This is a genomic window from Robinsoniella peoriensis (assembly GCF_000797495.1).
Taxonomy (GTDB): Bacteria; Bacillota; Clostridia; order Lachnospirales; family Lachnospiraceae; genus Robinsoniella; species Robinsoniella peoriensis.
On record NZ_JTGN01000002.1, the window covers coordinates 59,410 to 86,379 of the forward strand.

10 protein-coding genes are annotated in these 26,970 nt (G+C 43.2%); 8 read left to right on the forward strand and 2 right to left on the reverse strand.

Features of this window, described 5'->3' with window-relative positions; genetic code table 11:
• Positions 1 to 9: 9 nt before the first annotated feature.
• The 5 genes from trxB (at position 10) to QR40_RS04210 (ending at position 9,197) form a co-directional block, all read left to right on the forward strand.
• Entirely contained in the window at positions 10 to 939 is a 930-nt protein-coding gene (gene trxB, locus QR40_RS04185; RefSeq protein WP_027295880.1) for a thioredoxin-disulfide reductase, read from the forward strand.
• A gap of 125 nt (positions 940 to 1,064) precedes the next feature.
• Positions 1,065 to 1,385 (forward strand): helix-turn-helix domain-containing protein, encoded by a 321-nt coding sequence (locus QR40_RS04190; protein ID WP_027295881.1) that lies wholly within the window; start codon positions 1,065 to 1,067, stop codon positions 1,383 to 1,385.
• A 218-nt stretch (positions 1,386 to 1,603) separates the two neighbouring features.
• Positions 1,604 to 1,804: a Spo0E family sporulation regulatory protein-aspartic acid phosphatase gene (locus tag QR40_RS04195; protein WP_027295882.1), complete on the forward strand. Its 201-nt coding sequence runs from the start codon at positions 1,604 to 1,606 to the stop codon at positions 1,802 to 1,804.
• Between the two features lie 642 nt (positions 1,805 to 2,446).
• Positions 2,447 to 8,296, forward strand: coding sequence for a beta-L-arabinofuranosidase domain-containing protein (locus QR40_RS29485; RefSeq protein WP_052430695.1), 5,850 nt, complete (start codon positions 2,447 to 2,449; stop codon positions 8,294 to 8,296).
• Between the two features lie 265 nt (positions 8,297 to 8,561).
• Positions 8,562 to 9,197, forward strand: a complete 636-nt coding sequence (locus QR40_RS04210) for an L-2-amino-thiazoline-4-carboxylic acid hydrolase (RefSeq protein WP_242858454.1) — start codon at positions 8,562 to 8,564, stop codon at positions 9,195 to 9,197.
• A gap of 151 nt (positions 9,198 to 9,348) precedes the next feature.
• Here the strand turns inward: QR40_RS04210 and QR40_RS04215 are convergent, their stop codons facing one another.
• Both QR40_RS04215 and QR40_RS04220 read right to left on the reverse strand, forming a co-directional pair.
• The gene (locus tag QR40_RS04215; RefSeq protein WP_044293593.1) at positions 9,349 to 10,275 is read right to left on the reverse strand and encodes a DMT family transporter; all 927 of its coding nucleotides are present in this window, start codon (positions 10,273 to 10,275) and stop codon (positions 9,349 to 9,351) included.
• The gene (locus tag QR40_RS04220; RefSeq protein ID WP_027295885.1) at positions 10,262 to 11,113 is read right to left on the reverse strand and encodes an AraC family transcriptional regulator; all 852 of its coding nucleotides are present in this window, start codon (positions 11,111 to 11,113) and stop codon (positions 10,262 to 10,264) included. Before QR40_RS04220 ends, QR40_RS04215 begins: the two co-directional genes overlap by 14 nt.
• Positions 11,114 to 11,284: 171 nt before the next feature.
• Here QR40_RS04220 and QR40_RS32440 point away from each other — a divergent pair, with 171 nt between their 5' ends.
• The 3 genes from QR40_RS32440 (at position 11,285) to QR40_RS04230 (ending at position 26,840) form a co-directional block, all read left to right on the forward strand.
• Complete coding sequence (locus QR40_RS32440) at positions 11,285 to 11,407, forward strand: hypothetical protein (protein ID WP_255348096.1); 123 nt, start codon at positions 11,285 to 11,287, stop codon at positions 11,405 to 11,407.
• Positions 11,408 to 12,409: 1,002 nt separating this feature from the next.
• Positions 12,410 to 17,623 (forward strand): family 43 glycosylhydrolase, encoded by a 5,214-nt coding sequence (locus tag QR40_RS29490; protein WP_052430696.1) that lies wholly within the window; start codon positions 12,410 to 12,412, stop codon positions 17,621 to 17,623.
• 97 nt (positions 17,624 to 17,720) lie between these two features.
• Positions 17,721 to 26,840 (forward strand): family 43 glycosylhydrolase, encoded by a 9,120-nt coding sequence (locus QR40_RS04230; protein WP_044293594.1) that lies wholly within the window; start codon positions 17,721 to 17,723, stop codon positions 26,838 to 26,840.
• Positions 26,841 to 26,970 lie beyond the last annotated feature (130 nt).

Consider the following 26,970-nt stretch of genomic DNA (forward strand, 5'->3'; position numbering starts at 1 on the left):
GTGACCAGCATGGAACAGAAGATATTAGATGTGATTATAATTGGCGGAGGACCAGGTGGTTATACTGCCGCATTATATAGCGCAAGGGCAAATTTAAAAACACTTGTAATAGAGAAGCTTTCGGCAGGCGGCCAGATGGCTACAACAAGCCAGGTGGATAATTATCCCGGTTTTGAAGAAGGTGTAGATGGATATGAACTGGGAGAAAAGATGCGTCAGGGAGCCGAGCGGTTTGGAGTAGAATCTTTATTTACAGAAGTAGAGTCCGTGGATCTAAATGCGCAGCCCAAAGTAATTCATACCAGTGAAGGAGATCTATTAGCCCGGACAGTCATATTGGCAACGGGAGCAAATCCAAGAGAAATGGGATTGGAAGAAGAACAGAAACTAAAAGGCAGGGGCGTTGCATATTGCGCTACCTGCGATGGAATGTTCTACCGCAATAAGACAGTTGTGGTGGTAGGCGGAGGCAATACTGCTGTAGCAGACGCACTGTTTTTATCCAAGATTTGCAATAAGGTTTATCTGGTTCACCGCAGAGATCAGTTAAGAGCTTCTAAAAGTTATTTGTCTGCTTTAAAACAGAGCTTAAATATAGAATTTATCTGGAATGCAAAAGTAAAAGAAATACTCTATGATCAGAAAGTAACCGGTGTAGTAGTAGAAGATACAGAAAGCGGGGACAACATCAAAGTGGCATGTGACGGTGTGTTTGTTGCCATAGGAAGAATTCCAAATACAGATATGTTTAAAGGTCAGACAGACCTGGATAGCGGGGGATATATTGTGGCAGATGAGACAACCAGGACCAATCTGCCGGGAGTATTTGCGGTAGGCGATGTAAGGACGAAACCCCTTAGACAAATCGTGACTGCAACGGCGGATGGAGCTGTAGCTTCAAAATTTGCAGAAGAATATATTGATATGCTTTCGGAATAGAGTTTCTTGTCAAAAGTGTGCATCAGGTATATAATATCAGTATATCAGGGAAAGGATTTTTCTTATAAATGTAAGGATTTTCCAGGGATATAGAATACTATATATTACAAATGAGGCAGGAATAAATGAATCGAATTGGAAAAAGAATACAAAGGTGCAGAGAAGAAAGAGGCATGAAGCAGGAAGAGCTTGCAGAAAGGACAGGACTCAGCAGCAGCTATATGAGTGCCATCGAACGAGGCGTTAAAATACCACGTCTGGAAACTTTTGTACGGATTGCAAATGCACTGGAGGTGACCTCAGATATGCTGCTGTCAGATGTTTTAGACAGAGGCGCTGAAATCAAAGCTTCCGCTTTTGTAGATATCATGAAAGAGTTAGCCCCAAAAGAGCAGGATAGAATCTTCCATGTAATTGAAGTTCTGGTAAAGGAAGCAAAACAATAAATCCTTACTTGTTCGATGATCAGTAATAAAAAAGAATAGTGTAAGCAAACAGCAGATAAAACCAAAGATATGGTTTTGTCTGCTGCTTTTTTTTACAAAATATTAGAAAAAAACCGGATTTTCGCACTTGTTTCGACAGACTTCGACATGGCAGATGTGTTATACTAACTCTATTAGAACTACTCACACACTATCAGCATTATAAAGGAGATAAACGTATGAAGAGATGGTTACAGAATATTCAAAAGAATTGGTACAAGTACGCAATGGAAATGGACAGTAAAAAGCTGGAGCGTCTGATTGAAGAAGGGAGGAATCTTACGTCGGATGAAATTTTAGAAGCCAGCAGAAAAGTGGATGGACATATGAATCGATTTGTGGAGCTAAAGGAATGCATGGAACAGCATTCAACATATTAAGATAAGTATTGAGATTGTAATGGTTAGAATGAAGAAGTATAATGGAATCTTATTTCAACAGATTAATGCCAGAGGCTGAGGCGTGACCAGTACTCTGGCATTTTTATGTGCAAAATATTAAAAAAATTAATAAAAAATACTTATGAATTTTGAAAATTAGATTAATATATATAAAAAATAAAATATAGTAAGCGTGAAGTAACCAAATATATGATGTATTTGAGGATAGCTTGATAAAAAATGTAAAAAAGGAAAAATATCGCACTTTTATCAAAAAATATCGAACGCATTCTTTTGAAATATTTGATAGAATAAAATAAATGATGAAACAGTTTGGTTATGAAAAAAATATTGAGTCATATTATTACTTTTTACGTAAATAAATGTTCCTAATTTAAAATAAATGCAATATTTTATATTAGGGGTTAACAATAGGAACAATATTGGTTTTTCTATGATGAAAGATTGTTTCCGTAGACGTGTAATCAGGTTTGCATGGCTGTGTTAACAAATACCGGGATAGCGTGACATCTTTTAGAATTCCGGTGTAAAAGTATAAAAGGTCAGGAGGTGAGCCGGGTAATAAGAAAAACAGGCTTTCGCAATCATTAATTGTGTTGTTTAATGGAGAAGGGAGAAATAATGTTAAGAAAAAGCACAAAAAGTTTACGTAAGAAAAGAACAAATATGATTGTTTCATTACTGATTATTTTATCCATGATCAGCAGCGTGGTTTTGCCCGCAGCAGCTTCACCGTATCTAAATGAGCTGTCAGCTGTACCTCAGGATCTTGAGAGGCTTGATCCATATGGCGCTGAAGATGGTAATATTGCACTTTCCGCAAAGGTAGAAGCGGCATACGCCAACGGAAGTTCGGTGGCAGCAAATGCAAACAACGGGAAACTTGCAAGCGGCAGTACCGGATCTGTATGGAACACATGGGGGACCCAATACGGTAATCCGGATAATCCGGTTTGGATTCAGTATACATGGAATCAGCCGCAAGTGTTGGAATCCATGCGGGTTATGTGGTGGATTTACACAGATGGAGGCGTTCGCTGGGCCAGGGATTGTAACCTTCAGTATTTGGTAAATGATGAATGGGTTGACTATGGTTCCGTTGGAACCGATGGTAATTCGGCAGCATTTACCGGTGAAGGCGGTGCGGAAGCCAATAAGCCATGGCCGTCACCAAAACGTTGGGGAGCCAATACAAAATGGAATGTAGTTAATCTGGACAGCCCGATTATTACAAAAGGGGTACGGTTGAGTATAACGGCGGAAAGAAATTCCGGCACAGCACCCGGCATCGGTATAAGCGAGTGGGAAGTATTCGGTTATGTGGATCCTGCTGTAGCAGATTTAGCCGAGATCCAGGAAGACTTCCTTATGGAACTTCTGAGTGATGTAGAGCTTCCGTCAGTTGGATCTAACGGAAGTACGATCACCTGGTCAGAATCTACGGATCCCGCTTTAGGCAATGATGGTAAAGTGACCCGCCCGGCAAATGGTGAACCCGATGCCACAGGCCAGATCACAGCTACTGCGGAAAATGGAGATTTCATCGCAACAAAACAATTTGAATTCTCTGTATTTGCTGATATGGATGACGAGAAAATCGCCACAACGGATTTGGAATCCATCGACATCGGAAGCGTTACGGACAGAACAACAAACTTTACGTTCCCCCAGGAGGGGCGGTTTGGATCTGTATTTACATGGAATACAGAAAATTCTAAATACTTATGGACAGATGGAAATGTTCTCAGACCACCATCAGGAGAAGCGGATGCCAAGGTTAAACTAACCGCTACGGCTACCTTTGGGAGTGCATCTGTCACACGTGATTGGGAAGTTACGATTCCGGCATATCCGGGGGCAGGCAGATCAATTGTATCCTGCGAGCCGATCATAATTGAATGTCCGGTGGGTGATGCTCCTAAACTGCCAAACTTTGTAAAGGTACTCTATAGCAACGGAGAATCTGAACAGCGAAGAGTCAGCTGGGAAGGCTATACCACTGCAGCGCAGACCGCACAGGCAGAATATCCGGTTGGACATACCTATACCATGAACGGAAATGTGCTGGGTGATAATGCTATTACAAACGGATATCAGGTTACTGCGGAAATCACGGTTGTGGATGGAGAGGCTATTGTACCGTCAAACAATCCGCTTGTACAAACTTTACCATTGAATGAAGTGACCCTTGAAGATGACCCTGATGGTGAGGCTAACAGGCTGACATTAAACAGAGACAATCAGATAGAATACATATTGGGGGTAGACGTAACCCGTATGCTTTATAATTACCGGGAGACTTTCGGACTTAGTACGGAGGGTTACGCTGCACCAGGCGGATGGGATTCCCGAACAACAAAGCTGAAAGGACACGGTTATGGGCATTACCTGTCCGGACTTGCATTTGCTTACGCGTCCGGTGCAGCCGATGATGAAAAGTCCCAGCTTATGAGCAGAATGAAAAGAATGACGGATGAAATGCGTGAGATGCAGGAGATGACATTTGTCAAACTGCCTACAGAAGACAGATTCAGGGAAGCGCGTGACAGATACTCGACGGACAGTGAAGTAAAGGCAATGACAAATGTCCGTTTAATGGATGATGCAACGGCACCCAGAGATCCTTCGTTATTTGGTTACGGATATATTAATGCAATTCAGCCAGAACATCTCATACTCATAGAGAACTACGCTCCTTATGATGGAAACATGGATAACTACGGCGTTTGGGCACCTTATTACTCCCTGCATAAGCAGCTTGCAGGACTCGTTGACATCTATTATGCTCTGGACGGCGGAAGTACTGAAGAGCAGGCAGTGGCAGATAAAGCCCTTGCCATTGCAAAGGATATGGGGATGTGGGTATGGAACAGACTCCATTACTGCACAAAAGCTGGGACACGGCCGGACGCTAACTCACCAGGATACCGTGACAGTATGTGGGCTTTATACATTGCAGGAGAATTTGGCGGTGTGAATGAAACATTGGCAAGACTTTCCGATATTATGAAGGCCCAGGGGAATGAAGATGATTCTGCGAAACTGCTGGAAGCTTCCATGTGCTTTGATAATAATGGAGCCAGCAGTGATACGGGAAATATCCCGTTTTTCTCATCCCTTGCGGATAACAGAGACTCTATCAGAACCTTGCATTGTAATCAGCATATACCACAGATCATTGGAGCACTCTGGAACTTTAAGGGAAGCAATGATGCCAAATATTACAATATAGCAGAAAATTTCTGGGATTATATAATTGGACGCTATTCCTTCACCATCGGCGGTGTGGGAGGCAACAACAGTAATGAAGAAAAGTTTGCGGGCACATACAATCAGATTGGGGTTGTCAATACCAATAACTCAGACAAAATCTGTGAGACCTGTGCAGCTTACAATATGCTTAAGCTAACCAAGGATCTTAATACTTATAATCCTGACGATGCGAAATATATGGACTACTATGAGCGTCTGCTTTATAACCAGATCATAGGATCCATTGTACCAGGCAGTAAATCCAACCAGGTATCCTACGGATATTCTATTTATCCGAACAGCACCAGAAAAAGAAGTACCGGCAATGCAACCAATCCCGGTAACACCTGCTGTTCCGGCACCGGGACTGAGAATCACGTTAAATACCAGGAAGCTGCTTATTTCACCTCAGCAGATGAGCAGACCTTCTATGTTGGACTGTATATGCCTACCACAGCGAGGTGGGAGGAACAGGATGTGACAATCCAGCAGTCCTGTGTATTCCCGTCTGAGCAATCTACATTTATGGTAACACCTGGTGCGGAAACAAAGGAATTCGAAATGAAATTCCGTGTTCCTTATTGGGCAACAAAAGATTTCGATATCAAACTCAACGGAACCTCTCTGGCAGACAGTTATGAGCCAAGTTCCTATGTTTCCACCGGTGTGAGATCCTGGTCATCCACGGATGAAATCGTAGTCACCATGCCTTTTGGCTTTAATGTTGATTACCTGCCAGGTAAATGTGATTCCGAGTGGTACGGTTCCCTTATGAACGGACCGCTGGTTATGGCATCAACGGATGTAGCCAGTCTGTCCAGAATTGAACTTGACTCCTATCTTACAACAGGAGAAGGTACAAACGTTACCATAAATGCGCCGGAGACCATGACAGGCGGCACGTCAGGAGAAGTGCCAACACGAAATGTACCTAGTTTAAGCGTGAATGTGGTGCCTGGAACTACGGGAGGAGATGCAGCACCAAAAACATTTGTTCCGCACTATTTTGCTGGTGTTCCGGCATATACAACTTATTTCTATATTCCTGCTTCCGAAGAAAATGCAGGTGTAGATAAAACTCCGCTGTTTCAAAAAATCACTGACGTAACGGACAGGATCAGCTCCGGAATGTACACGGATGAGAGCATAGCAGCAATAAATGAAGTACTGACAGCAGCAGCAGCGGTATATCAAAGTGCAGATACAACAGCAGATCAGCTGGAAAGTACAATCGCATCCCTTGAGGAAGCTATTGACAACTTAGAAGCAGTTGCTGTGGATATCACAAAGCTTCAGGAGAAATTAACGGAAGCAGGATCTTTGGCGGAAGCAGATTATACGCCGGAAAGTTTTGGTGTTCTGAGCAGTAAGATATCCGATGCCCAGGCTTATAAAGACGGCAGCGTTTATACGGACAAAGAAACTGCAGACCATATTTTCGCAATTGAAAATGCAATGAAATCACTGGTAATGCTGGAGAGAGCAGCTTTGGAAGAAGCTCTGAACACTGCAAATGAAAAGGTCAATCCGGTAAACACCAGCGATAAGTTATGGGATGAGCATGAGTATACCGAGTATACCCGTAAATCTTGGAATAATTTCAAGGCAATAGAAGCGGATTCCAGAAAAGTAAATGACAACGATCCGAAAGTTCCTGCACAGAGCGAGATCGACAATGCAGCAGAAGCTTTAAACAGAGCAATGGATGCACTGCTGCCGTTCAATCTGTGTGATGAACGCGAACCGCTGGAAACTGCAATTGAGGAAGCGAAGGCATACAAGAATGATCCTAAAATATATACAGATGAAAGCTTTGCAGCACTTCAAAATGCAATTGTGATAGCGGAAGAAAGGGTGGAATATGCAAGCCTTACATTCCCGGAGCGTGACGGTGTCATTAATGATCTTAAGAAAGCAATAGAAGGTTTGAATAATGAAGTGACCGACGTTGTAGAAGAAGCAAAGCAGGCAGCTATTAAAGCAGCAAAAGAAGCTCAGGAATCAGCGGATGCAGCAAAAGAAGATGCCATAAAAGCAAAAACAGATGCGGAAGCGGCAGCAGCTTCGGCAGATACAGCTACAACGGAAGCAGCAAAAGCGGCAGATGAAGCAGTCAAAGCAAAGACCGAAGCGGATAAAGCTAAAACGGAGGCAGACAGAGCAAAAACCGAAGCGGATAAGGCATTGGCAGAGGCAGGAAAATCAGAGACAGCGAGACTTGCAGCAGAGGCAGCACAGAAAAAAGCAGAGGAAGCCCAGGTAAAAGCAGCAGCAGCCCAGACTAATGTTGAAGCAGCCCAGAAAAAGGCAGAAGAAGCAAAAGAAAAGGCAGTAGCAGCTCAAAGTGCAGCCGAAACAGCAAAAAACGAAGCGAAAACAGCCCAGGGTGCAGCTGAGACAGCAGCAAAAGCAGCGGAGACCGCAAAAAAAGCAGCGGAATCGGCAAAAGACGATGCAGTTGCTGCAAAGGTGGCAGCAGAAGCAGCAAGAGATACAGCGGTAAAGGCTAAAAATGATGCAGCTGCAGCGAAAACCGCAGCGGAGTCAGCAAAAGCAGTTGCGGAAGCAGCAAAAGCGGAAGCCATAGCAGCAAAAACCGCAGCAGAATCAGCAAAAGCGGAAGCCATAGCAGCAAAAACCGCAGCAGAATCAGCAAGAGCAGATGCATTAGCAGCGAAAGCAGCAGCGGAAGCGGCAGCAAAAGCAGCAGCAGAATCAGCCCAGGAAGCCAAAAAAGCAAAGGAAGAAGCTGAGAAAGCGGCAGCTGATGCAGCGCAAAAGAAAAAAGATGCGGAAGAAGCCAGGCTGGCGGCAGAAAAAGCCCAAAGGGCAGCTGAAAGTGCAATGAAAGCGGCTCAGGCAGCACAGGCGGCAGCAGATAAAGCAATTGCAGATGCCAGAAACAATGCAAAGAAGGATTCCAATGCATTAACTCTGGTTGGCAGAAGAGCGAAGATTAAGTCTGCGAAAAGTACTAAGGGCAGAATAAAAGTAACATTGACAAAAGATAAAGCGGCAGCCGGATATCAGATTCAATATTCCTTAAAGAAGACCTTCAGGGGTAAGCCGGCAACGAAAACTACCAAGAATACTTCTTATACAATCAAAAACCTTAAGAAAAAGACATATTATGTAAGGGCAAGAGGATATACAACAAATTCTATGGGCAAAAAGGTGTATAGTAAATGGAGTACAGTAAAAACAGTTAAGGTAAAATAGAATAGCAATAAATAAGATTCCCCTTGGCAGAGAAGATCTGTTAAGGGGGATTTTCTGTATCTGAAGGGGGTTTAAAACTGCTTTCTAACAGCTGCATGTTAACGCGTTAACACATATATTATTTTGAATTCAAGCTGGAGTCCAATGAACAGTCTAATTTGAAATATCAAAAAATTAATGATTTTTAATCGGGCAAGAGTGTGTTAAGATAATATATAAAGAAATTTGAGCAGATATACACATGAAATCGGAGGAGGTATTCAGAATGGCTGAGGATATGACAGATAAAATGGCAGAACAGATGGCAGAACAGATGACAGATCAGATGGCAGAACAGATGGCAGATCAGATGGCAGATCAGACCGTAAAAGAGATGGCAGAACAGAAGAAAAACAAGCCGAGAGGCCGACACAGCATCGTAACCAATGAGCCGTCCATTAAAAACCCTATTATACAGGCGGTCAGAGGGCAGCTGGAGCAAAGAGCAGCATGGCTTTATCTGCTTTGTGATGAAGCGGGTAAGCGGGGGCTTGAATGGAAAGATTTTGGAAGTGCGGCAATTAAGCGGTGCGGTTTATCACAGGGAAATGATTTAATAAAAACCGGCGGGACGAACAGTCTGACCGGATTGCGAAAAACGCTGTTTACAAAACCTGCCCAGTGGGTATTCGAGATGAAGATAAGGAAAAGCACAGATAAGGTCCTGGCAATTGATTTTCATTACTGTCCATTGGTCAAGGCCTGGCAGAAGGCTGGCTGTACAGATGAGGAGATTGCAGATTTATGCGATATAGCCATGTGCGGTGATCATGGGATTGGGGAGGCTTATGGCGGAAAATTAAAGTTATTGAAAAGTATTGCTAAGGGAGATGAAGTGTGCAGACTGTATTATTATAAATAATATAATTGGAATTGACCCGCTATTTGGGAATGTAACGTAAACTGAATGGGAAAAATCTCTTTCAATACCATTTTTGAATAAAGAAAAAGATACGGTTTTAATTCTGAAGAGCCGTATCTTTTTCTGTTTCTATTTTATTGATAGTTATTTTTCATAAAGGATCTGAAATTTTATTTTGTTTTTTACTGTTCCGGAATGATATCTTACTTTCTGAGATCAGGAGGCCTGCCAAAGTAAGCAGTGTACCTGCAAGAGCCATTCCTGTAATTTTTTCATCAAGGACAATTACAGAAGTTACAACGGTGATTACCGGAACCATATAAATATAGATGCTGGTATTCACAGCGCCAAGTATTTTTACTGCAAAATTCCATGTTACAAAACAGAGTGCAGAAGCACCAAGTCCCAGGAATAATATATTAAATAGGTGTAGGGGCTGGGTGAAACGATCCAGACCCAGACGGAAATCAAAGATAAACAGGGCAGGAATCATAAACAAAATGCCATAAAAGAAAATCCTTCTTGTTGTCTGTACCGTGCTATAGCCAAATGCGCTGATCTTTTTGGTCAGGATGGAATAGGCAGCCCATACAAAAGCAGCAAGTATAGCCAGTATGTCCCCAGTGGGATTCAATTGCAGATTTGAGCTTCCGTTAAAACTGATTAGAATAATACCGCTTATGGCGGCTAAAAATCCAATAAAGAAATTAGGCTTCAGTGATTCCCCTTTTAAAAACCAATGTGAAAATAAAGCAGTAAAAAAAGGAGCAATGGAAATAATCACACCTACGTTAGATGCCTGCGTATAGGTCAGGGCGATGTTTTCCAGAAGAAAATATAGTGTTACACCGCACAAGCCGGCTCCGGCAAACAGCCACTCCTGTTTCTTTTCCTTTGGATGGAATCGTTTGGGAGAAATAAGTAACAGGGCGATAAATCCAATGCTGAACCGAAAAAATAATATCTCAATGGGTGTAAACTCCCTTAAAAGTACTTTGGTGGAAATAAAGGTTGTTCCCCAGATCAGAATGGTAAGCACGGCTGCAAGATGTCCTGTAATATTTTTATTTTGTTTCATAATATTCCTTTCCGGGTCTGGGATTATCCTTAAATATATTCTGATATTGTTTTGGAGTAAGACCGATAAAGTCTTTAAAAAAATTTGAAAAATGGCTCTGATCCACAAATCCGGTCTGCATGGCAGCTTCAATTGGTTCTATGCCCTGTTCCAGCAATTTTTTTGCTTCATTTACCCGGACTGTTTCAAGGTAACGATATGGGGTTATACCTCTGAGTCTGGTAAAGGCTCGCAGTAAAGTATATTTATTCATACCTGCCAGGCTTGCCAGTTCATCCAGGCGGATATGTTCCGCATAATGTCCGCTTATGTAATCAAAGACAGTCTGTATAGCCGGACTGTTCTTATTTGGCGGTTGTTTATAAAACGGTTCCGCATAAAGCTCAATCAGCTGTTCTAATAAAAAGAAGAAAAGTTCTTCCTTTTCAAAATCCGGCTGCTGCTCCATAATGATCTGATGAAGCTTGTGTAATGGTTTCACATGGTCACTGCGATAAACAACATTTACTCCGAAATGTGGTAAAGAATCTTTTCCGGTGATTTCGTAAGCAGCTTTTTGCATAGCGTCCGGAAGAATATTAATGCAGCGGAAATCAAGCACACCGTTATCAATTTGCTCACAGATGTGATTTTCAAGCGGATTCAAAAGAATAATGTCTCCGGTTTCTATATTATATTCCCTGTTCTTACAGGTCAGGCGGCGGCTCCCTTTTTCAATAAAGCCGATTACATAATGCTCATGGAAATGGTTTGGGAACTTCTGCATAATCCCTTTGAAATGATATGCTTCCAGATTTAAATCACGGTCATACCGTATTGTACGTTTCTCAGACACTATAAAAACCTCCTTTTCGATTCAAGTATAACATAGAGGAAGAAAAATCTCTTGTATAATATTGACTCATTGTATGGTCTGTCTGAAAGCAATTTTAAAACATGCTCTAGTACTACAGCGAACAGTTTTTGAATTGGGGTTTTGTTGAGTAAGGACGCTTTGTAGATGTAGGTAGTGTACGGAAAGATGGGTGTGGGAAACTGGCATGGGCTCCGTCAGCTGGCCGCAGAACTGGTATTTTCTAACCTTTCCGAAGCGCTTTTTGGCGGCACGCGGGCATTCGCTCCGAAATCCTGATGCATTTCGCAGCTCAGTGCCCGCTTAGTATCCGATGGGAGCCAGTCGAATACTATCCGCCAAAAAACACTACGAAAAGGTAAGTAAATACTCAGATCTGCTCTACGCTTCCTCCGCCCATACCAGTTTCCCACACCCATCTTTCCGAGATAGCATTCGTTGATACAAAGCTGGTTTTCTCAGCAGGGTGGAGACCCTGGGTTGTGGCAGGCTGTTTGTTTTTGGATGCAGTATAGTGTGTTTAGGCAGTTCTGCGGTAAGCATTCCAAATCAATGTCCTGGCTCGCCCCCTTCTCTTTCCGTACACTACCTACATCTACAAAGCGTCATTACTCAGCTAAACCCCAATATAATAAACCATCAGGAAGTTTCTATTTCAAGTAATGATTCATAAGTTTATTTATAGTGAGCCATAAGCCACTTATATAAACTGTACGCTCTAGATCTGAACGAAAAAGATAGTCGACGCGACTTGACAATCATAAATAATTGCAGTATGCTATATTCAGAAATGCAAAATATGTATGTGCATAGTTGCACAAAGAAATCCCATGCAGTGGTGTGCGGGGGATTTTCTGGTTAGTGGCTGCGGTTATTTTCATCTAACCATTTACAAATATAATAGCATATAATGCCGGGGCTATTACAGACATAAGAATGCTCAATATGTATTGCATAGAAGCATCCCCTTTCCGCTGGAAAGTATTAAAACAACATATTGTGTATAAAAATTACAATAAGACCTGATGGTTTCTATCTGCAAATGCTGTATTTTCACATTATAATCTAATTTTATCTAATACAATACGTACAAATTTATTAAAACTCTCAATCATCCCCGATCTCCCAATACGACCGATTAGCTAAGAAATCTTAGCATCTTGATAAGAACCTCCGTTTTATTAAAAAGTGAATCTGATATACTTAAATGTATAAATTTGAATACTGCGCCTATTCATATTTATGGAAAATATTAAATTCTAACTATGAGGGAGGTAACACATGAAGAAAAAAATAATGGCATTTTTGCTGAGCTTCAGCATGGTATTATCAGTGATTCCATCAATGGGAGTATCTGCAGAAGATACTGGTTTGGAGGCGGCAGAAGAAAGAGTACTGGTTGCATCTTATGACATGGGGCATGCAGATGGCAAACTGACGGATTCCAGTGGATTTGGAAATGATGCTCAACTGGTAGGTTTTGAGGATGGTGATTTCGCTGCAGAGGAGAATCAGGATCAGATTTTGAAATTTTCCGGTGACAAGGGAAAATACGTTGAAATTCCTTCCGGGCTGATTCAGAAAAAATCTTTTGCAATAGAAGCAACTTTTAAGACATCGGTAAAGGCTGGCCATTGGCTGTGGTGTTTGGGTACAAAGGAAGATAAGTGGCCAAATGTAAAAAATTACGTTTTTTTAAATCCTATGCAGGGGGACGGAACCTTGCGTTCCGGCATAAAAGATGCCAGCAATGAGCTCCTGTTTAAACAGAATCAGCGGATTGTGGCTGACCAATATTCTACGGTACGGCTGGATTTTGAAAACGGGACTGTGAAACTGATTGTGAATGGAGAAGAAAAAGAAGTGCTGGACACCGGTTACTCCATTCAGAAGCTATTAAAGGAAGGAACCGGGGATGATTTCTGCGGATATATCGGAAAATCTTTGTATACGCCCGATGATGCATTTAAAGGTACATTAACGCAATTTGATGTCTATTCTACGATTCGGGATACTTCTGAGGAAGGCTTGGCAAAAGAGGATCTGGATGCCATAACATTACCCGGGGTTATGAGTGGGGACATTGCATTACCGGATACGGGAAGCGTTAATGGAAGCAGTATTGAGTGGACTTCTTCCGATGATTCAATTGTAAGTGATGACGGAAAGCTTGTATCAGTTCCACAAGAGGATGTCCAGGTGACATTGAACGCTGAAGCGTCTTATGGAAATAGCACTGCCGTGAAGGAATTTTATATCACGGTAAAAGGGTCAGATTCCCTCTTCCCGGAAGCCTATGAATCCCTTGAACTGCCTTACACAGAAGTGTATGGAAATATTACGCTGCCGTCACAGACTGAAAATGGATGTAATATAAGCTGGACCACAGCAGATGAATATAAGAGTATTGTAACCGTAGCCAAAGGGAAGGCAGCAGATGGCAGTGTGATACCGGCGGGTGTTGTAACCAGACCGGAAGATCAGGATACAGCAGTAACCGTAACAGCCGGATTTTCCTATAACGGCATGACTTATGCGGAAACGAAGGATTTCACTTTTACCGTAAAAAAACAACCGGAAGAACGGGGAAAAGATACTTCTTATGTTTTTGCTCATTTTACCGGATCTGAGAGCAGCACCAGTGATGAGCAGATCTATTTTGCAGCAAGTAAAGACGGAAGCCATTGGAGAGATCTAAATAATAGAAAGCCGGTTCTGACTTCTGATATTGGAGATAAGGGTGTCCGTGATCCATATCTGATACGATCTCCCGAAGGCGACAAGTTCTATCTTCTGGCGACAGACCTGAGCATAAAGAACAGGGGCGGCTGGGGAAATGCACAGGCCACTACAAAGGGCAGCACGAAACTGGTTATCTGGGAATCCACAGATTTAGTAAACTGGAGTGAGCCAAGACTTGCAGATGTTGCATCTAAAATTCCCGGAGGGGGATGTGCCTGGGCTCCTGAGGCGATCTATGATGATAATACCGGAGAGTATGTAGTATACTGGGCAACGGCATCTTCCGAGATGGCAGCGGAAGTCGGCGGCGATCCTATGAAAATGTACTATGCAAAAACCAGGGACTTCTATACCTTTACAGAACCACAATTGTGGATCAGCAGAGAAAATCATTCGATAATTGATACAACTATGATCAAAGACGGGGATACATATTATCGTGCTTCCGGTGATGGGCAGATTACCATAGAGAAGAGTAAGTCGATTTACGATGGCTGGGAAATCATTGGCACCTTAAGTAACATTTTCAATAATAATAATTACAGTGGTGGAAAGTTAGAGGGACCAGAATTTTTTAAATATTGCGAGGATGACCGCCTGAATAATGCAGATGGCAATCCGGTGGATACATGGGGGTTAATGTGCGATCAGTATGCAGAAGGAAAGGGGTATCTTCCATTTCGTTCAACTAATCTCGGGGATATGAGTACCCAGAGCTGGACGGCGGCCACCGATATTAATTTTGACAGTTTAAAAAAGCGTCATGGGACGATTCTTACTGTTACAGATGATGAGTATGCAGCTCTTATGAAAGCCTATACGGATGATGCAGAAGAAAATACCGAAGAAGAACAGGAAGATCCTGTTTTGCAGTACACATTTGAGGAGAAAAACGACCTTATTTATGGAAGCGGTGCAACAGTAAAAGCATATACTGATCCAGGGGAAGGAAATCAAAATTATCTTTATCTGGATGGAGGAACAAACGCATGGGCACAACTACCGGATGGATTTTTTGACGGACGGAATAAGATGACAATTTCTATGGATGTCATGACAGAACTGTCGGACGGGAATTTCTTTACCTTTGCATTTGGACAGGATACGGATCGGTACTATTTCCTGAGAATGAGAGGAAATACTTTGAGAAGTGCAATTACCCGCTCCTCATATGGCAATGAATCTGCTGTATCCCACACACTGGCCGGAGCAGCTGTGAAGCAGTGGCACAATGTGAAGGCAGTTATAGATAAGAATACGATGCGCGTTTACGTAGATGGCATCCTGGCAGGTGAAAACAAGAATCTAACTACTTCAGTTACTGAATTAGGGAAGAATCTGAAAAGTTATCTTGGAAAATCTTTCTATAGTGCAGACCGGAATTTCAAAGGAGGATTTGACAATATAGCCATTTACAACAGAGCACTGTCGGCAGATGAAATTGCAGAAGAGGCAGGTGTAGGTCTTGTTGCAGATGGTCTGGTAGGAACTGCACCGGACCGGGATACGGCACTTACTTACCGTGGCACCGATGATCACAGCGCTGTTCGTACCGAAGTGGACATTGAAAATAAAGTGATTACATCCTACGTGAGAAAAGGATGCGACCTTACAAAGGTACCTGTAACCCTGACATTTACAAGAGAAGAAGTAAGCGTTTGGAATGGCAGCCGGGAATGGGAAAACGGCGGTACCCTGGATTTGAGCCGGGATTGTGTGATAACGGTGAAAAAAGGAGATAAGGAAGAGGAATGGACGATAAAAACACCGGTGGTATCCAATAACCCGGTACTGCCAGGACAGTATGCAGATCCGGACATTGATTATATGGACGGAAAATTCTGGATATTCCCTACAACAGATGGATACCCCTCCTGGAGCGGAACGGTCTTCCATGCATTTTCTTCAACAGATATGGTGGACTGGGTGGATGAAGGCATCATTATGGATGTGGAAAATGATAAACCTGGTTTGAATGACAAAGGAGTGCAGATTGCAGCATCACCGTGGTCAGTGGGAAGTGCATGGGCGCCAACCATTGAAGAAAGAAACGGGAAATATTATTTCTATTACTGTGCGAAGTTTCCAAATGGGCAGTCTGCCATCGGTGTTGCACAGGCGGATCATCCCCAGGGACCTTATACCGATAAGGGGGAGGCACTCGTTACAGTACAGATGTGCAAAGATGCGGGGGTAAGCATGGGACAGGCGATCGATCCTTCCATCTTTACAGATGATGACGGGAAAGTCTATATGACATTTGGCAATGGAAATGCGGCGATTGTAGAACTGAACGATGACATGATGAGTGTGAAAGAAGGAACCTTAAATCAGATTAATAATCTCAGAGATTTCCGGGAGTCTGTGGTAATTACTAAAGCAGGCGGTAAATATCACTGGACATGGTCCTGTGATGATGCAAACAGTCCGAATTACCATGTGAATTATGGTGTCTCAGACACGCTGGACAGTGCAATCAGTCTTCGTGGAACCTTACTGCAAAAAGATACGGAAAAAGGAATACTGGGCAGTGCTCATCAATCCGTCCTTCATGTAAAAGACGGCAAAGGCCAGGATCGCTATTTTATGTCCTACCATCGTTTCTATACACCGCTGGATATTTTCCTGGACTCCGATGGACTTGGAAAACACCGGGAGACTTGTATCGATGAAATCTTCTTTGATGAAGACGGATATATGACAATCACTCCTACAATGGAAGGCGTGGCATCTGTTCAAATGAAAGAGGATGAGCCGGAAATAGTAAATAAAGATCAATTGCAGGCTGAAATAAACCAGGCAATCGGAGAAGGCCAGAAAGACAGCTATACCAGAGAGAGCTGGGCAAAGTATGCGGATGCGCTGTCTTATGCAAAAGAAGTGCTGGGCTTAGAAAGCGCTGACCAGGAAACAGTAGATACCGCACTTTTAAATCTTCAGACTGCCCGGGCTGCATTGGTAAAAGTTCCGGAAGTAAAACCGGATCCGGATCCTAAGCCCCAGCCTGTCTCTGTAAAAAGTGTCACATTAAATAAACAGTCCTTAACCATGACGCTAAAAGAAAATATGGTTCTTACTGCTAACGTTTTACCGGAAAATGCAGCTAATAAAAAGGTGTTATGGAGCACCTCAGACAGTGGAAAAGTGACGGTAGAACAAAATGGAAAAATCACAGCCAAAAAGCCCGGTACGGCTTATATTACGGTAACTACTGCTGACGGTGGCAAAAAAGCAGTATGTAAAGTAGTAGTGAAAAAGCCGGTTATCAAACTTACCTACAGCAGACTTTCGCTGCAGGCAAAGAAATCTACTACGGCTGTACGACTGAAATCATCAGTGCCGTCCGGAGAAAAGATAAAGTCGGCAAAAAGCAGTAAGAAAAATATAGCATCCGTGTCTGTTAAAAATGGAAAGCTCACGATAAAAGGCAAAAAGACAGGAACATCTTATGTGACGGTAACCACCACCAACGGCGGTACAGCTAAAGTTAAAATAACGGTGAAAAAGAAAGTAAACGTAACCAAATTAACCTTAGATAAAAAAGTCACTATAAAGAAAGGGAAAAGGCTGACGCTGAAAGCAGTAAAATCACCTGTAACTGCAACCAGTAAAATCACATGGAAAAGCTCCAATAGAAAGATTGCGGAAGTTACTTCCAAAGGGGTAGTAAAAGCAATAAAGAAAGGGGATGTAACGATTACCGCTATCAGCAGCAATGGTAAGAAAGCAAAATGCAAGGTTCATGTGAGATAAAGTGTGAAAGAAAATCGCTTTCACACTGCTGATTCCATTCATTACCTAATCTATGGACAAATTTTGGTGTGTAAAGTTTATCAGGAGAGAATTGTTTATGAAAAAGAAAAAAATAGTCAGCAGAATGATAGCAGGGGCAATGGCAGGCATTATGGCGGTGACTGCATTGCCGCAATTAAGTATGCCGGACGTAAGGGCAGAAGAAGTTTTCCAGGCAGATCAGGAGTTAATAGCCCATTATCCATTGGAAACGGATGTCCTTGATGTGTCCGGGAATGAATATCATGGAGCAGTACTGGGAGAAGGGGTGACGTTTGCGGGGGAATCTTTGAATTTACCCGGAGGAAAGTCAAACAGTAACAATTATGTATCGCTGCCCCAGGGGATTTTTGATCATCAGGATCAGTTAACGATTTCCATGTGGATTAAAAATAATGATACAAAAGGAAATTACGCTGCTTTCTTCTTTGGGACAAAAGCAAAAGGGGTTTTGCCCGTCAATTATTTATTACTGAATCCCTGTAATCCCAAAGGTACCTATAAAGCGGTATTGACGGATTCTATTAATGAATCGGCACCTTACAATACGGAAGCCGGAATCAGTAATACGGTTTCCACAACTGAATATATGAACCAGTGGGCTTATTATACGGTGGTTCTCGATACGGCAGGAGAAGGTGGGAGTGGCAAAACACTGACTGCATATCTGAATGGAGAGCATATCGGTACTGCCAGCCTGACAAGAAGTGTATCTGATTTTGGAGAAGGACTGGTATCCCTCATCGGCAAGTCAGAGTATCTGGAGGATCCTTTGTTTAAAGGTTCCTTCCGTGACCTGCGTATTTATGGGAAATGTCTGGGGGATACGGAAGTTAACGGTTTGTATGAAACCGCATTTAACAGAAATGAACTGCTGGAAGCAAAGGAAGGCCTCACTCTTGGAGATACCTCCAAAGTGATTGCCAATCTTACGCTTCCGGAAACCGTTGGAAATGATGTGTCTATTACCTGGGAATCATCCGATCCCACGGTAATAGGCCATACAGGAAAAGTGACATTGTCAGACACCTTACAGAATGTAACCCTTACGGCAGTACTTATGCGAAATGGGGAAACGGTGTCAAAAGAATTTGAGGTAACCGTAATAGCAGCAGACGGAGTATTGGCGGAGGCCATGAGCCGGGTAAATGTGCCGTATGCCATCACGGATAAAACCGTGCTGCCCACAAGTCTGGGTGATGGAATTACTGTAAGCTGGGAATGCAGCGATCCGTCGGTGATTGCCGGCGATGGTACAATTACGGCTCAGGATCAGAACATGCAGTTAGAGCTGAAAGCAGCTATTGCAAAGGGCGATCAGCTGGCATATAAAGAATTTGTGGTTTTGGTAATGGAAAAAACCGCAAATTACGTTATGAGTTATACCCGAAACGGCAATACCGAATTAACTGACAGTATGCATCTGGCTTACAGTGCGGATGGAGTAGAGTATACTTCTTTAAATTACAATACAGGTATCCTTTATCCAAAAGCTGATCTGGAAGAAAATGAAGCAAACACCATTGCAGGAACCACAAAGCGTCTGCGCAGTCCGTATCTGTTTCGTATGGCGGACGGAAAAATAGGCGTAACCGCTGTGCGCACTGATGCTGCAGGTGACAAAAATGCAAAAGGAAAGATTTTACTTTATACAACGGATGATCTTATGGAATATGAAGATTATGGACTGATTTCCTTACATACGGAACTTGCAGTTACGGAACCCAGGTGTGAGTACGACGGTGTAAATAAAGTATATCGGATTACATGGAAGGGTTCTGACGGCAGGTTGTATTGCAGCACCACGGCAGACTTTGTAGAGATCAGTGCACCGGCAGAAATAACAGGCAGGGAGAACATAGCAGTATCTGCTCAAATCGCCGGAGCTGTACCATGCAATGTCCTTCCGGTAACCATGTCTGAGACACAAGGGCTTACTGCTAAACTGCTTCCAATTGAAAATACAGGAATAGAAGAACAAAAATTTCAGTTTGCCACAAAGGCAGGCCAGGAACTTACAAAGGATGATATTGCTTCCGTTATCAAGGCTAAATATAGTGACGGAACAGAAAAAGAGATCAAAGTGAATTGGGATGCCAACAGCTTAAAGTCAATTAATTTTAACAAAGCGGGCACCTATCAGATAAACGGCACAGCCAAATTGACCAAATATCCGGTTTTGAATGGAAGAGCTGATCCGGACATCTATTTCTATAATGGAAAGTATTATTTTATAGCAACCGGGGAAACGGCAAACCAGTCCCAGATTAACATCCGGGAAGCCGATACACCACTGGGACTGTTTGGTGCCACAGATCATGAACTGATCCCAAATGTGAGAAAACCAAGATGGGCTCCGGAACTCCATGAAATAAACGGTAAGTTATACATTTTCCTTGCCGTTGGTGATGATTGGAAGCAGGTACAATCCAGTATTATGGAATTAAAAGAAGGCGGAAATCCGACGAATAAGAATGACTGGAAAGAGGCCGTCAGAGTCCGTAAACAGGATGGAAGCTATCTCTATGAAGACGGTATTACACTGGATATGACTTATTTTGAAGTGAACGGAATTTCCTATGTGTGCTGGGCACAGCGTGAGATGACAAGTGACAGGGGATTTGGAACATCCGATCTATATATTGCAGCCATTGATAAAGAAAATCCATATCAGCTGACCAGCGATCCTATGTGCATACTGCGTCCCCAGTATGGATGGGACCGTTTTGATGCCACCGTTGATGAAGGTCCTTATGTGATTCAAAGGGATGGAACTGTGTATATGACTTTTTCAGGTTCCAGCGTCAGCAATACCTATTGCGTGGGGCTGTTAACTGCAGCTGCGGAAAGTGACCTGCTGGATGCGGCAAGCTGGAAGGAGACCGGATACCCCATATTGCAGGCGGAAAGTGTTGCAGGGGAGGGCGGACCGGGCCACAGCGCTTTTACCGTAGATGAAGATGGCAATGACTTATTTGTATATCACATGAAACCAAATGGAGGGACCAGGAGTGCCAGTGCAAGACGTGTTCACTGGGCAGCTGATGGGACTCCTGTACTGGATATGACCGTTGACCGGGAATTAAAAGAGGAATACCGTTCGGTTGCAGGAACCATTATTGTAGAAGAAGGGGATGTGCCGGAAGATCAAAGGATCGTTGCTGCCGATAAGGAGGCGCTGACGCTGAATGGCGTAACAGAAAATATTGTAAAAGGAAATCTGACCCTTTCATCTGAGGGAAAAAATGGTTCGCAGATCACCTGGATTTCTGATAAAGAAGAAGTAATTTCTGCAGTATCTTCTGAAAATAAAGCTTATGCGGCTACACCTGCCGGAACGGTGACAAGAGGTAGTAAGGATCAGAAAGTTACCCTGCGTGCGGTGATCCGGTATGGGACTTTTGAGGATACGAAGACATTTAACGTGACAGTTAAAGCAAAAGAAGCAGCTAAGGATTATGTGGGATATCTGTATGCATATTTCAGCGGAGATGAATCCAGGATGGATGACCAGCAGATTTACTTTGCTCTTAGCAAAGATGGAATTACCTGGAGTGATCTGAATGAAAATAATCCGGTATTAACTTCTGCGCTGGGAGATAAAAGCGTCCGGGATCCTTATATTATCCGTTCTGCGGAAGGTGACCGTTTTTATCTGATCGCTACAGATCTGGATATCCGAAATGGCAGGTATGGAAACCAGTGGTGGACTTCCAGAGATGGAAGCAAAGACCTGATCATCTGGGAATCTAGGGATCTGGTAAACTGGACAAACCACCGGGCAGTAGATGTGGGAAGTTCCATACAGGCAGACCACGTATGGGCACCGGAAGCAATTTATGATGAAATAACCGGGGAATATCTGGTTTACTGGTCCAGTTCCGTGAAAACAGACCAGTATGAAAAGAGCAGAATTTATGTTGCAAAGACCAGGGACTTTTATACATTCACCGAACCTGAAGTTTATTCGGATGACCCCAATGGCAATATAGATGCTTCCATTTTAAAGGTGGGGCAGAAATATTACCGCCTGATTAAGGATGACAGGGAGGCATATGTTACGCTGGAATCTGCGGATCAGTTACTCAGCTATGGGGATGGAGAAAAAAACAGAGGATCTGTATTTAAAAAAATAAAGAACACAGAGCTGGAAAGTTACAAAGGCTATTATGAAGGTCCTACAATGTTCCGATTTCTGAATGAAAATAAATGGTGTGCCCTGGTTGATGAATATGGAGGGGCAAAAAGAGGCTATATACCTTTTATTTCAGAGGATATTGGTGCAGAAAACAGTCTGCATCTCATGAAGGATGACACCTATCTGATGCCTACCGGCGCAAAGCACGGGACTGTGATTCCGGTAACGCAGGAAGAATTCGATGCCTTGCAGGAAAAGTGGATTGTAAAATCAAACATGGGACAACAGGAAGAGCCAGTTTTGGAATATAATTTTGAAGAAAAATCAGATGGCACAATTACTGATGTTTCCGGAAATGGAAACCACGGCAAGACATATGGTAATGCAGTATTCAAAAAGGATGCTGAAAAAGGGCATGTATTATATCTGGACGGCAGCAGCGGAACCTATGCAGAATTCCCCAGAGGGCTTTTTGACGGTTGCGATGAAATGACGATAGAAATGGATGTAAAGCCGGAGATCACAAGTAACTTCTTCTTTACATTCGGCGTGGGACAGGACAGCAGCAAGTATATGTTCCTCCGAACCAAACCCGGGAATATCCGAAATGCCATAACCACTCAGGGTAACGGGAAAGAGCGGGATGTTCAGATCAATGGTTCTTACCAGGGCAAGTGGAGTAAGGTTGCAATCGTAATGAACGGTCACAGCATGTCGCTGTATATTGATGGTGTTCTGGCTGACAAACGGGATTACGTGCGTTCTGTCAGTGATCTGGGATCGAATCTGCTGGCATATCTGGGCAAATCTTTTTATAGTAACGATCCTTATTTTAAGGGATCCTTTGATAATGTCAAAGTTTATAACCGGGTTTTAAGTGCTAAAGAGCTGGGAGGAGATGATCCGGAATTAGATATCAGCAAAGACCTGCTGGCGCATTACAAACTGGAAGATGACGGTAAAGATGCTTCCGGCAAACAAAAAGATGCCGTGATGGGTGGTAAAGGAACACATTTTACAGATGGTGTACTGTGCCTTGATGGGGGAGCAAAGTCCGATAAAAATTATGTGACACTGCCGGCAGGGCTGTTTGACGGACAAAACAGTACAACCATCTCCATGTGGATCAAAAATAAGAATACGAAAATGAATACAGCTGCATTTTCCTTTAGCGGAAAAAAGAAGACAGGAATTTATCCGGCGGATTATTTTATTTTGAATCCCTGTAATACGGATGGTTATTATAAGGCGGTATTTACAGATCCGGCTGCCGGCAGCACGGCGAATCCATGGACTACAGAGGTGGGAATCAATAACTCCAGCCAGAACAGTATCAGTACTTTGGATTATATGAACCAGTGGGCTTACTATACGGTGACAATTACAAAAGACCGGATAACCGGATATTTGAATGGAAAGAAAGTAGGAACATCAGAAATCCATAACAAGACAGTAGCTGACTTCGGAGAAAAACTGTCGGCATATATTGGGGCATCGGAGTATGCAGATGATACCTTCGCAGGAAATTTCTGTGACCTGAGAATCTACAGCAGAGAATTCAATATGTCAGAAGTTTCAGATTTATATCAGAATTCCCTGCCGGTTAAACAAGTAAAAGAGGCAAGGGCATCCTTGAAAATAGGGAATGGATTATCTGTGACCGGGAACCTGGACCTTCCCGTTCAGGCAGGAGAATGCACCGTTAAATGGAGATCCGGCCAGCCTGCTGTAGTAGAAGAAAACGGAACGGTACACTTCCAAAAGGATGAAACGACGGTGACGCTGACAGCAGTGATCAGCAGCGGTGCGTACACAGAAGAATCCGTATATGAACTGACAATAGCATCTGAGAAAGATGCAGCAGCAGGGCGTTACCGAACCGCACTGAGTATTCCTAAGTATATCTCCTGCAATATGCAGACGGAAGTAAATGGAGAGGCAGTCATCTGGTCAAGTGAACCAAAGGGCATAATCGATGCAGACGGTACTGTTCACCGCCCCGCCGGAGATCAGGAAAACAAGGAGATTATGGTAAAAGCTGTGATTGGGGATACCGTGATCACAAAACAGGCGACAGTTATGGCAGAAGGAGGGCAGATTTTAAGCTACGTAGTAAAGGGCGGGAACCTTTATACAGGAGAAGGAGATCTTCTGGCTGCATCCGACAGCAGACGTTCCGATGCATTATTCCTGGCAGCGCGGGATCAGGTTTCCGATGAGTTTATGCCATTGAATAAAGGCAAGGCGGTGTTATATGTAAAATGGGATAAAGACCAGAAAACAAATCCGGACAATCAGATGGGTTCACCGGTATTGTTCCGCTATCAAGACGGAAGTCTGGGGGCAGCAGCATCGGGAAATAATAAGAAGGATGGAATTTATATCTGGGATACCAGGGAAACCACAAGCTTTGAAAACGAAAGGTATCTGGTTCTGAATACGGAAGGTAAGGAAGTACAGGATCCGGATGTGGTTTATGATTCCATATCAGAATGCTATAAAATATTCTGGAAGGATGAGCAGGGCACTTCTTATGTAAGTATGCTGAGTAATCTGAATGCAGGATCCACACCTGTCATAACAGAAGAAGCAGACTATGAAAAGGCAGCGCTGTCTGCAGCAGTTCCGGAAAATGCAGTGATGGAACAGTCTGCCATATTTGAAGCAGACAGGGAAGAATATAAGGCATTCACAAAGAAATACGAAACCATCCGCAATACAGGAGTTGAGTCCGTTGTTATCCGGGCAAATACCGGAGACAAGGTAACACTGCCGGAAACGGTGACCGCAGACTACAGCGATGGAAGCACTAAGAACCTGGGGGTAAAATGGAATCAGCAGGATCTGGATAAGATCGCAAACGGACAGGCAGGAACCTATGAAATATCCGGAGAAGTACAGCAGGATTCCTATGCATATCCATTTATTGAGGAACGTGCCGATCCCCATATCTTTTATAATGAAGATGACGGTTATTACTATTCAACCGGTTCCTATTACGAGAAAAACATGAACTGGAATAACGAAAGTGATGCACGTAATAATTCCTACAGAAAGCTGGATATCCGGCGTGCAAAGACAATAGAAGGACTGAAAACAGCTAATGAGCATTACATTATGGAATCAAAAATTGGTGATCGATGGGGTTCCTTTATCTGGGCTCCTGAATTCCATAAAATCAATGGAAAATGGTATTGTATCGTAGGAGCACATGATTTTGGTACTGCAGGAATTAAAAATGACACCGATTGGGGATGGTGCAGCAGGTCCATACTTATTCCTTACGAGGGAAGCGCAGAGCAGATGAAGAACGGCGGAATGCTGAATGCTGACCAGTGGGGGACGCCAATCGAAATGAACCTCCCGGCTCCGGCAAATGCATCCTTTGATGTCTCTTATTATGAAGATGAAGGGGGACAGGGGTACTATATAATACCAAGTGCTGCATCTCTTTATGTCATAAAGGCAAAGGGCGGTGAAGGTGTGATTCCTCAGCCCGAGGGAAGTCCGCAGTTAATTAAATCCGGTCAGTGGCCCTGGGAGTACGGCGTCTATGAAGGTTCCATTACAGTAAATAATCCGGAGGGAAATGACCAGTTAGTCGTAGAAGGACCGTATCTGTTCTCTTATGGAGATAAAGTTTATATCAGCTATTCGGCGGCTACGGTTGATAAATTTTACACCCTTGGTCTGATGATGGCGGATAAAGGCAGTGACATCATGAATCCGGACAGCTGGACCAATATTAATTATCCGGTACTCAGTTCCTATGATACGGCAGACGGATCCATCGGAGGAGGCCGGCACGTCGGCGGAGGACATAATTCCGTGGTTCTGGATGAATATGGGAACCTGGCACTTGTCTACCATGCGCGTCCATATCCGGACCCACATGCAGGCAAACCCGGTGCCGGAGGACTGTTTGACCCTTGCCGCCATACCGTAGTCAAAAGTATAAATGTGGCTTTCGATGGGACGCTGCTCTTCAATATGACTGCCGAAGAAGAACTGGATCCTGCCTATAAGAATATCAAGGCAGTCGTCTATATCAGCGGTAAAGAGGCAGCAGATAAGACAGCGTTGAAAGAACTGATTCAAAATGCAAAGAAGACAGACACTGCCAAGTATACAGAAGCTTCTGTAAAAGTGATGAAGGAAGCTCTGGCGAAAGCAGAAGCGGTAATGAATAAAGCAGATGCTTCCCAAAGTGAAACAGACCAGGCCGCGGCAGCGCTTAAAAATGCAATTGCGAAGCTGGAGCCAAAGAAGGAAGTTCCGGTACCAGAGAAGATCTCCGTGCAGGGAGTGCAGCTAAATAAAAAAGTATTCACCATGAAGGTAAAATCAAAAGTGACGCTGACGGCAGTTATCACTCCTTCCAATGCATCCAACAAGGCAGTTTCCTGGACTTCATCCAATAAGTCGGTAGCTTCTGTGAACGGGAACGGTATAATCCTGGCAGGAAAACCGGGAACAGCAGTGGTTACTGTATGTACTGCAGACGGAGGAAAGAAAGCAAGCTGTACTATAACAGTAAAGGCGCTTGTAATTAAATTAAATGCCAGAGCCATCACCTTACAGGTGAAAAAAACAACCACTGCAGTAAAGATAAGCTCTTCTTCCCCGGCGGGTGAGAAGATACGGTCAGCCAAGTCCGGTAATAAAAAACTGGTATCCGTAAAGGTGAAAAAAGGTAAATTATCTATCACCGGAAAGAAAAAGGGAAGTACTTATATCACCGTAACAAGTACTTTAGGCGGTAAGGTGAAACTGAATGTCAAAGTACAGACCGGGAAAGTAGTCACGAAGAGCATCAAGCTGGATAAGAAGCTGAAGATCCCAAAAGGAAAATCCCTCGCTCTGAAAGCCGTAAGATATCCGGTTACTGCAACAGAAAAGCTGGAATGGACCAGTTCCAACAAAAAAGTAGCAAAAGTCACTTCCAAGGGTCTGGTAAAGGCAAAAAAGAATGGGACAACAACTATTACCGTTAAAAGCAGCAATGGTAAGAGTGCAAAATGTAAGATTACGGTAAAGTAAAATGTAAAACGGAGGGTTGACAAATCTGTTTATCTGCGCTATGATAAAATCAGTTAAAAAGCTAATATGTATGTGCGTAGTTGCACAAAGAAATCCCCCGCAGGTGCTTTCTGCGGGGGATTTTTTAGTT

Coding starts and splice junctions, on each gene's coding strand:
- trxB (WP_027295880.1), top strand. CDS start 10: ATGGAACAGAAGATATTAGATGTGATTATAATTGGCGGAGGACCAGGT.
- QR40_RS04190 (WP_027295881.1), top strand. CDS start 1,065: ATGAATCGAATTGGAAAAAGAATACAAAGGTGCAGAGAAGAAAGAGGC.
- QR40_RS04195 (WP_027295882.1), top strand. CDS start 1,604: ATGAAGAGATGGTTACAGAATATTCAAAAGAATTGGTACAAGTACGCA.
- QR40_RS29485 (WP_052430695.1), top strand. CDS start 2,447: ATGTTAAGAAAAAGCACAAAAAGTTTACGTAAGAAAAGAACAAATATG.
- QR40_RS04210 (WP_242858454.1), top strand. CDS start 8,562: ATGGCTGAGGATATGACAGATAAAATGGCAGAACAGATGGCAGAACAG.
- QR40_RS04215 (WP_044293593.1), bottom strand. CDS start 10,275: ATGAAACAAAATAAAAATATTACAGGACATCTTGCAGCCGTGCTTACC.
- QR40_RS29490 (WP_052430696.1), top strand. CDS start 12,410: ATGAAGAAAAAAATAATGGCATTTTTGCTGAGCTTCAGCATGGTATTA.
- QR40_RS04230 (WP_044293594.1), top strand. CDS start 17,721: ATGAAAAAGAAAAAAATAGTCAGCAGAATGATAGCAGGGGCAATGGCA.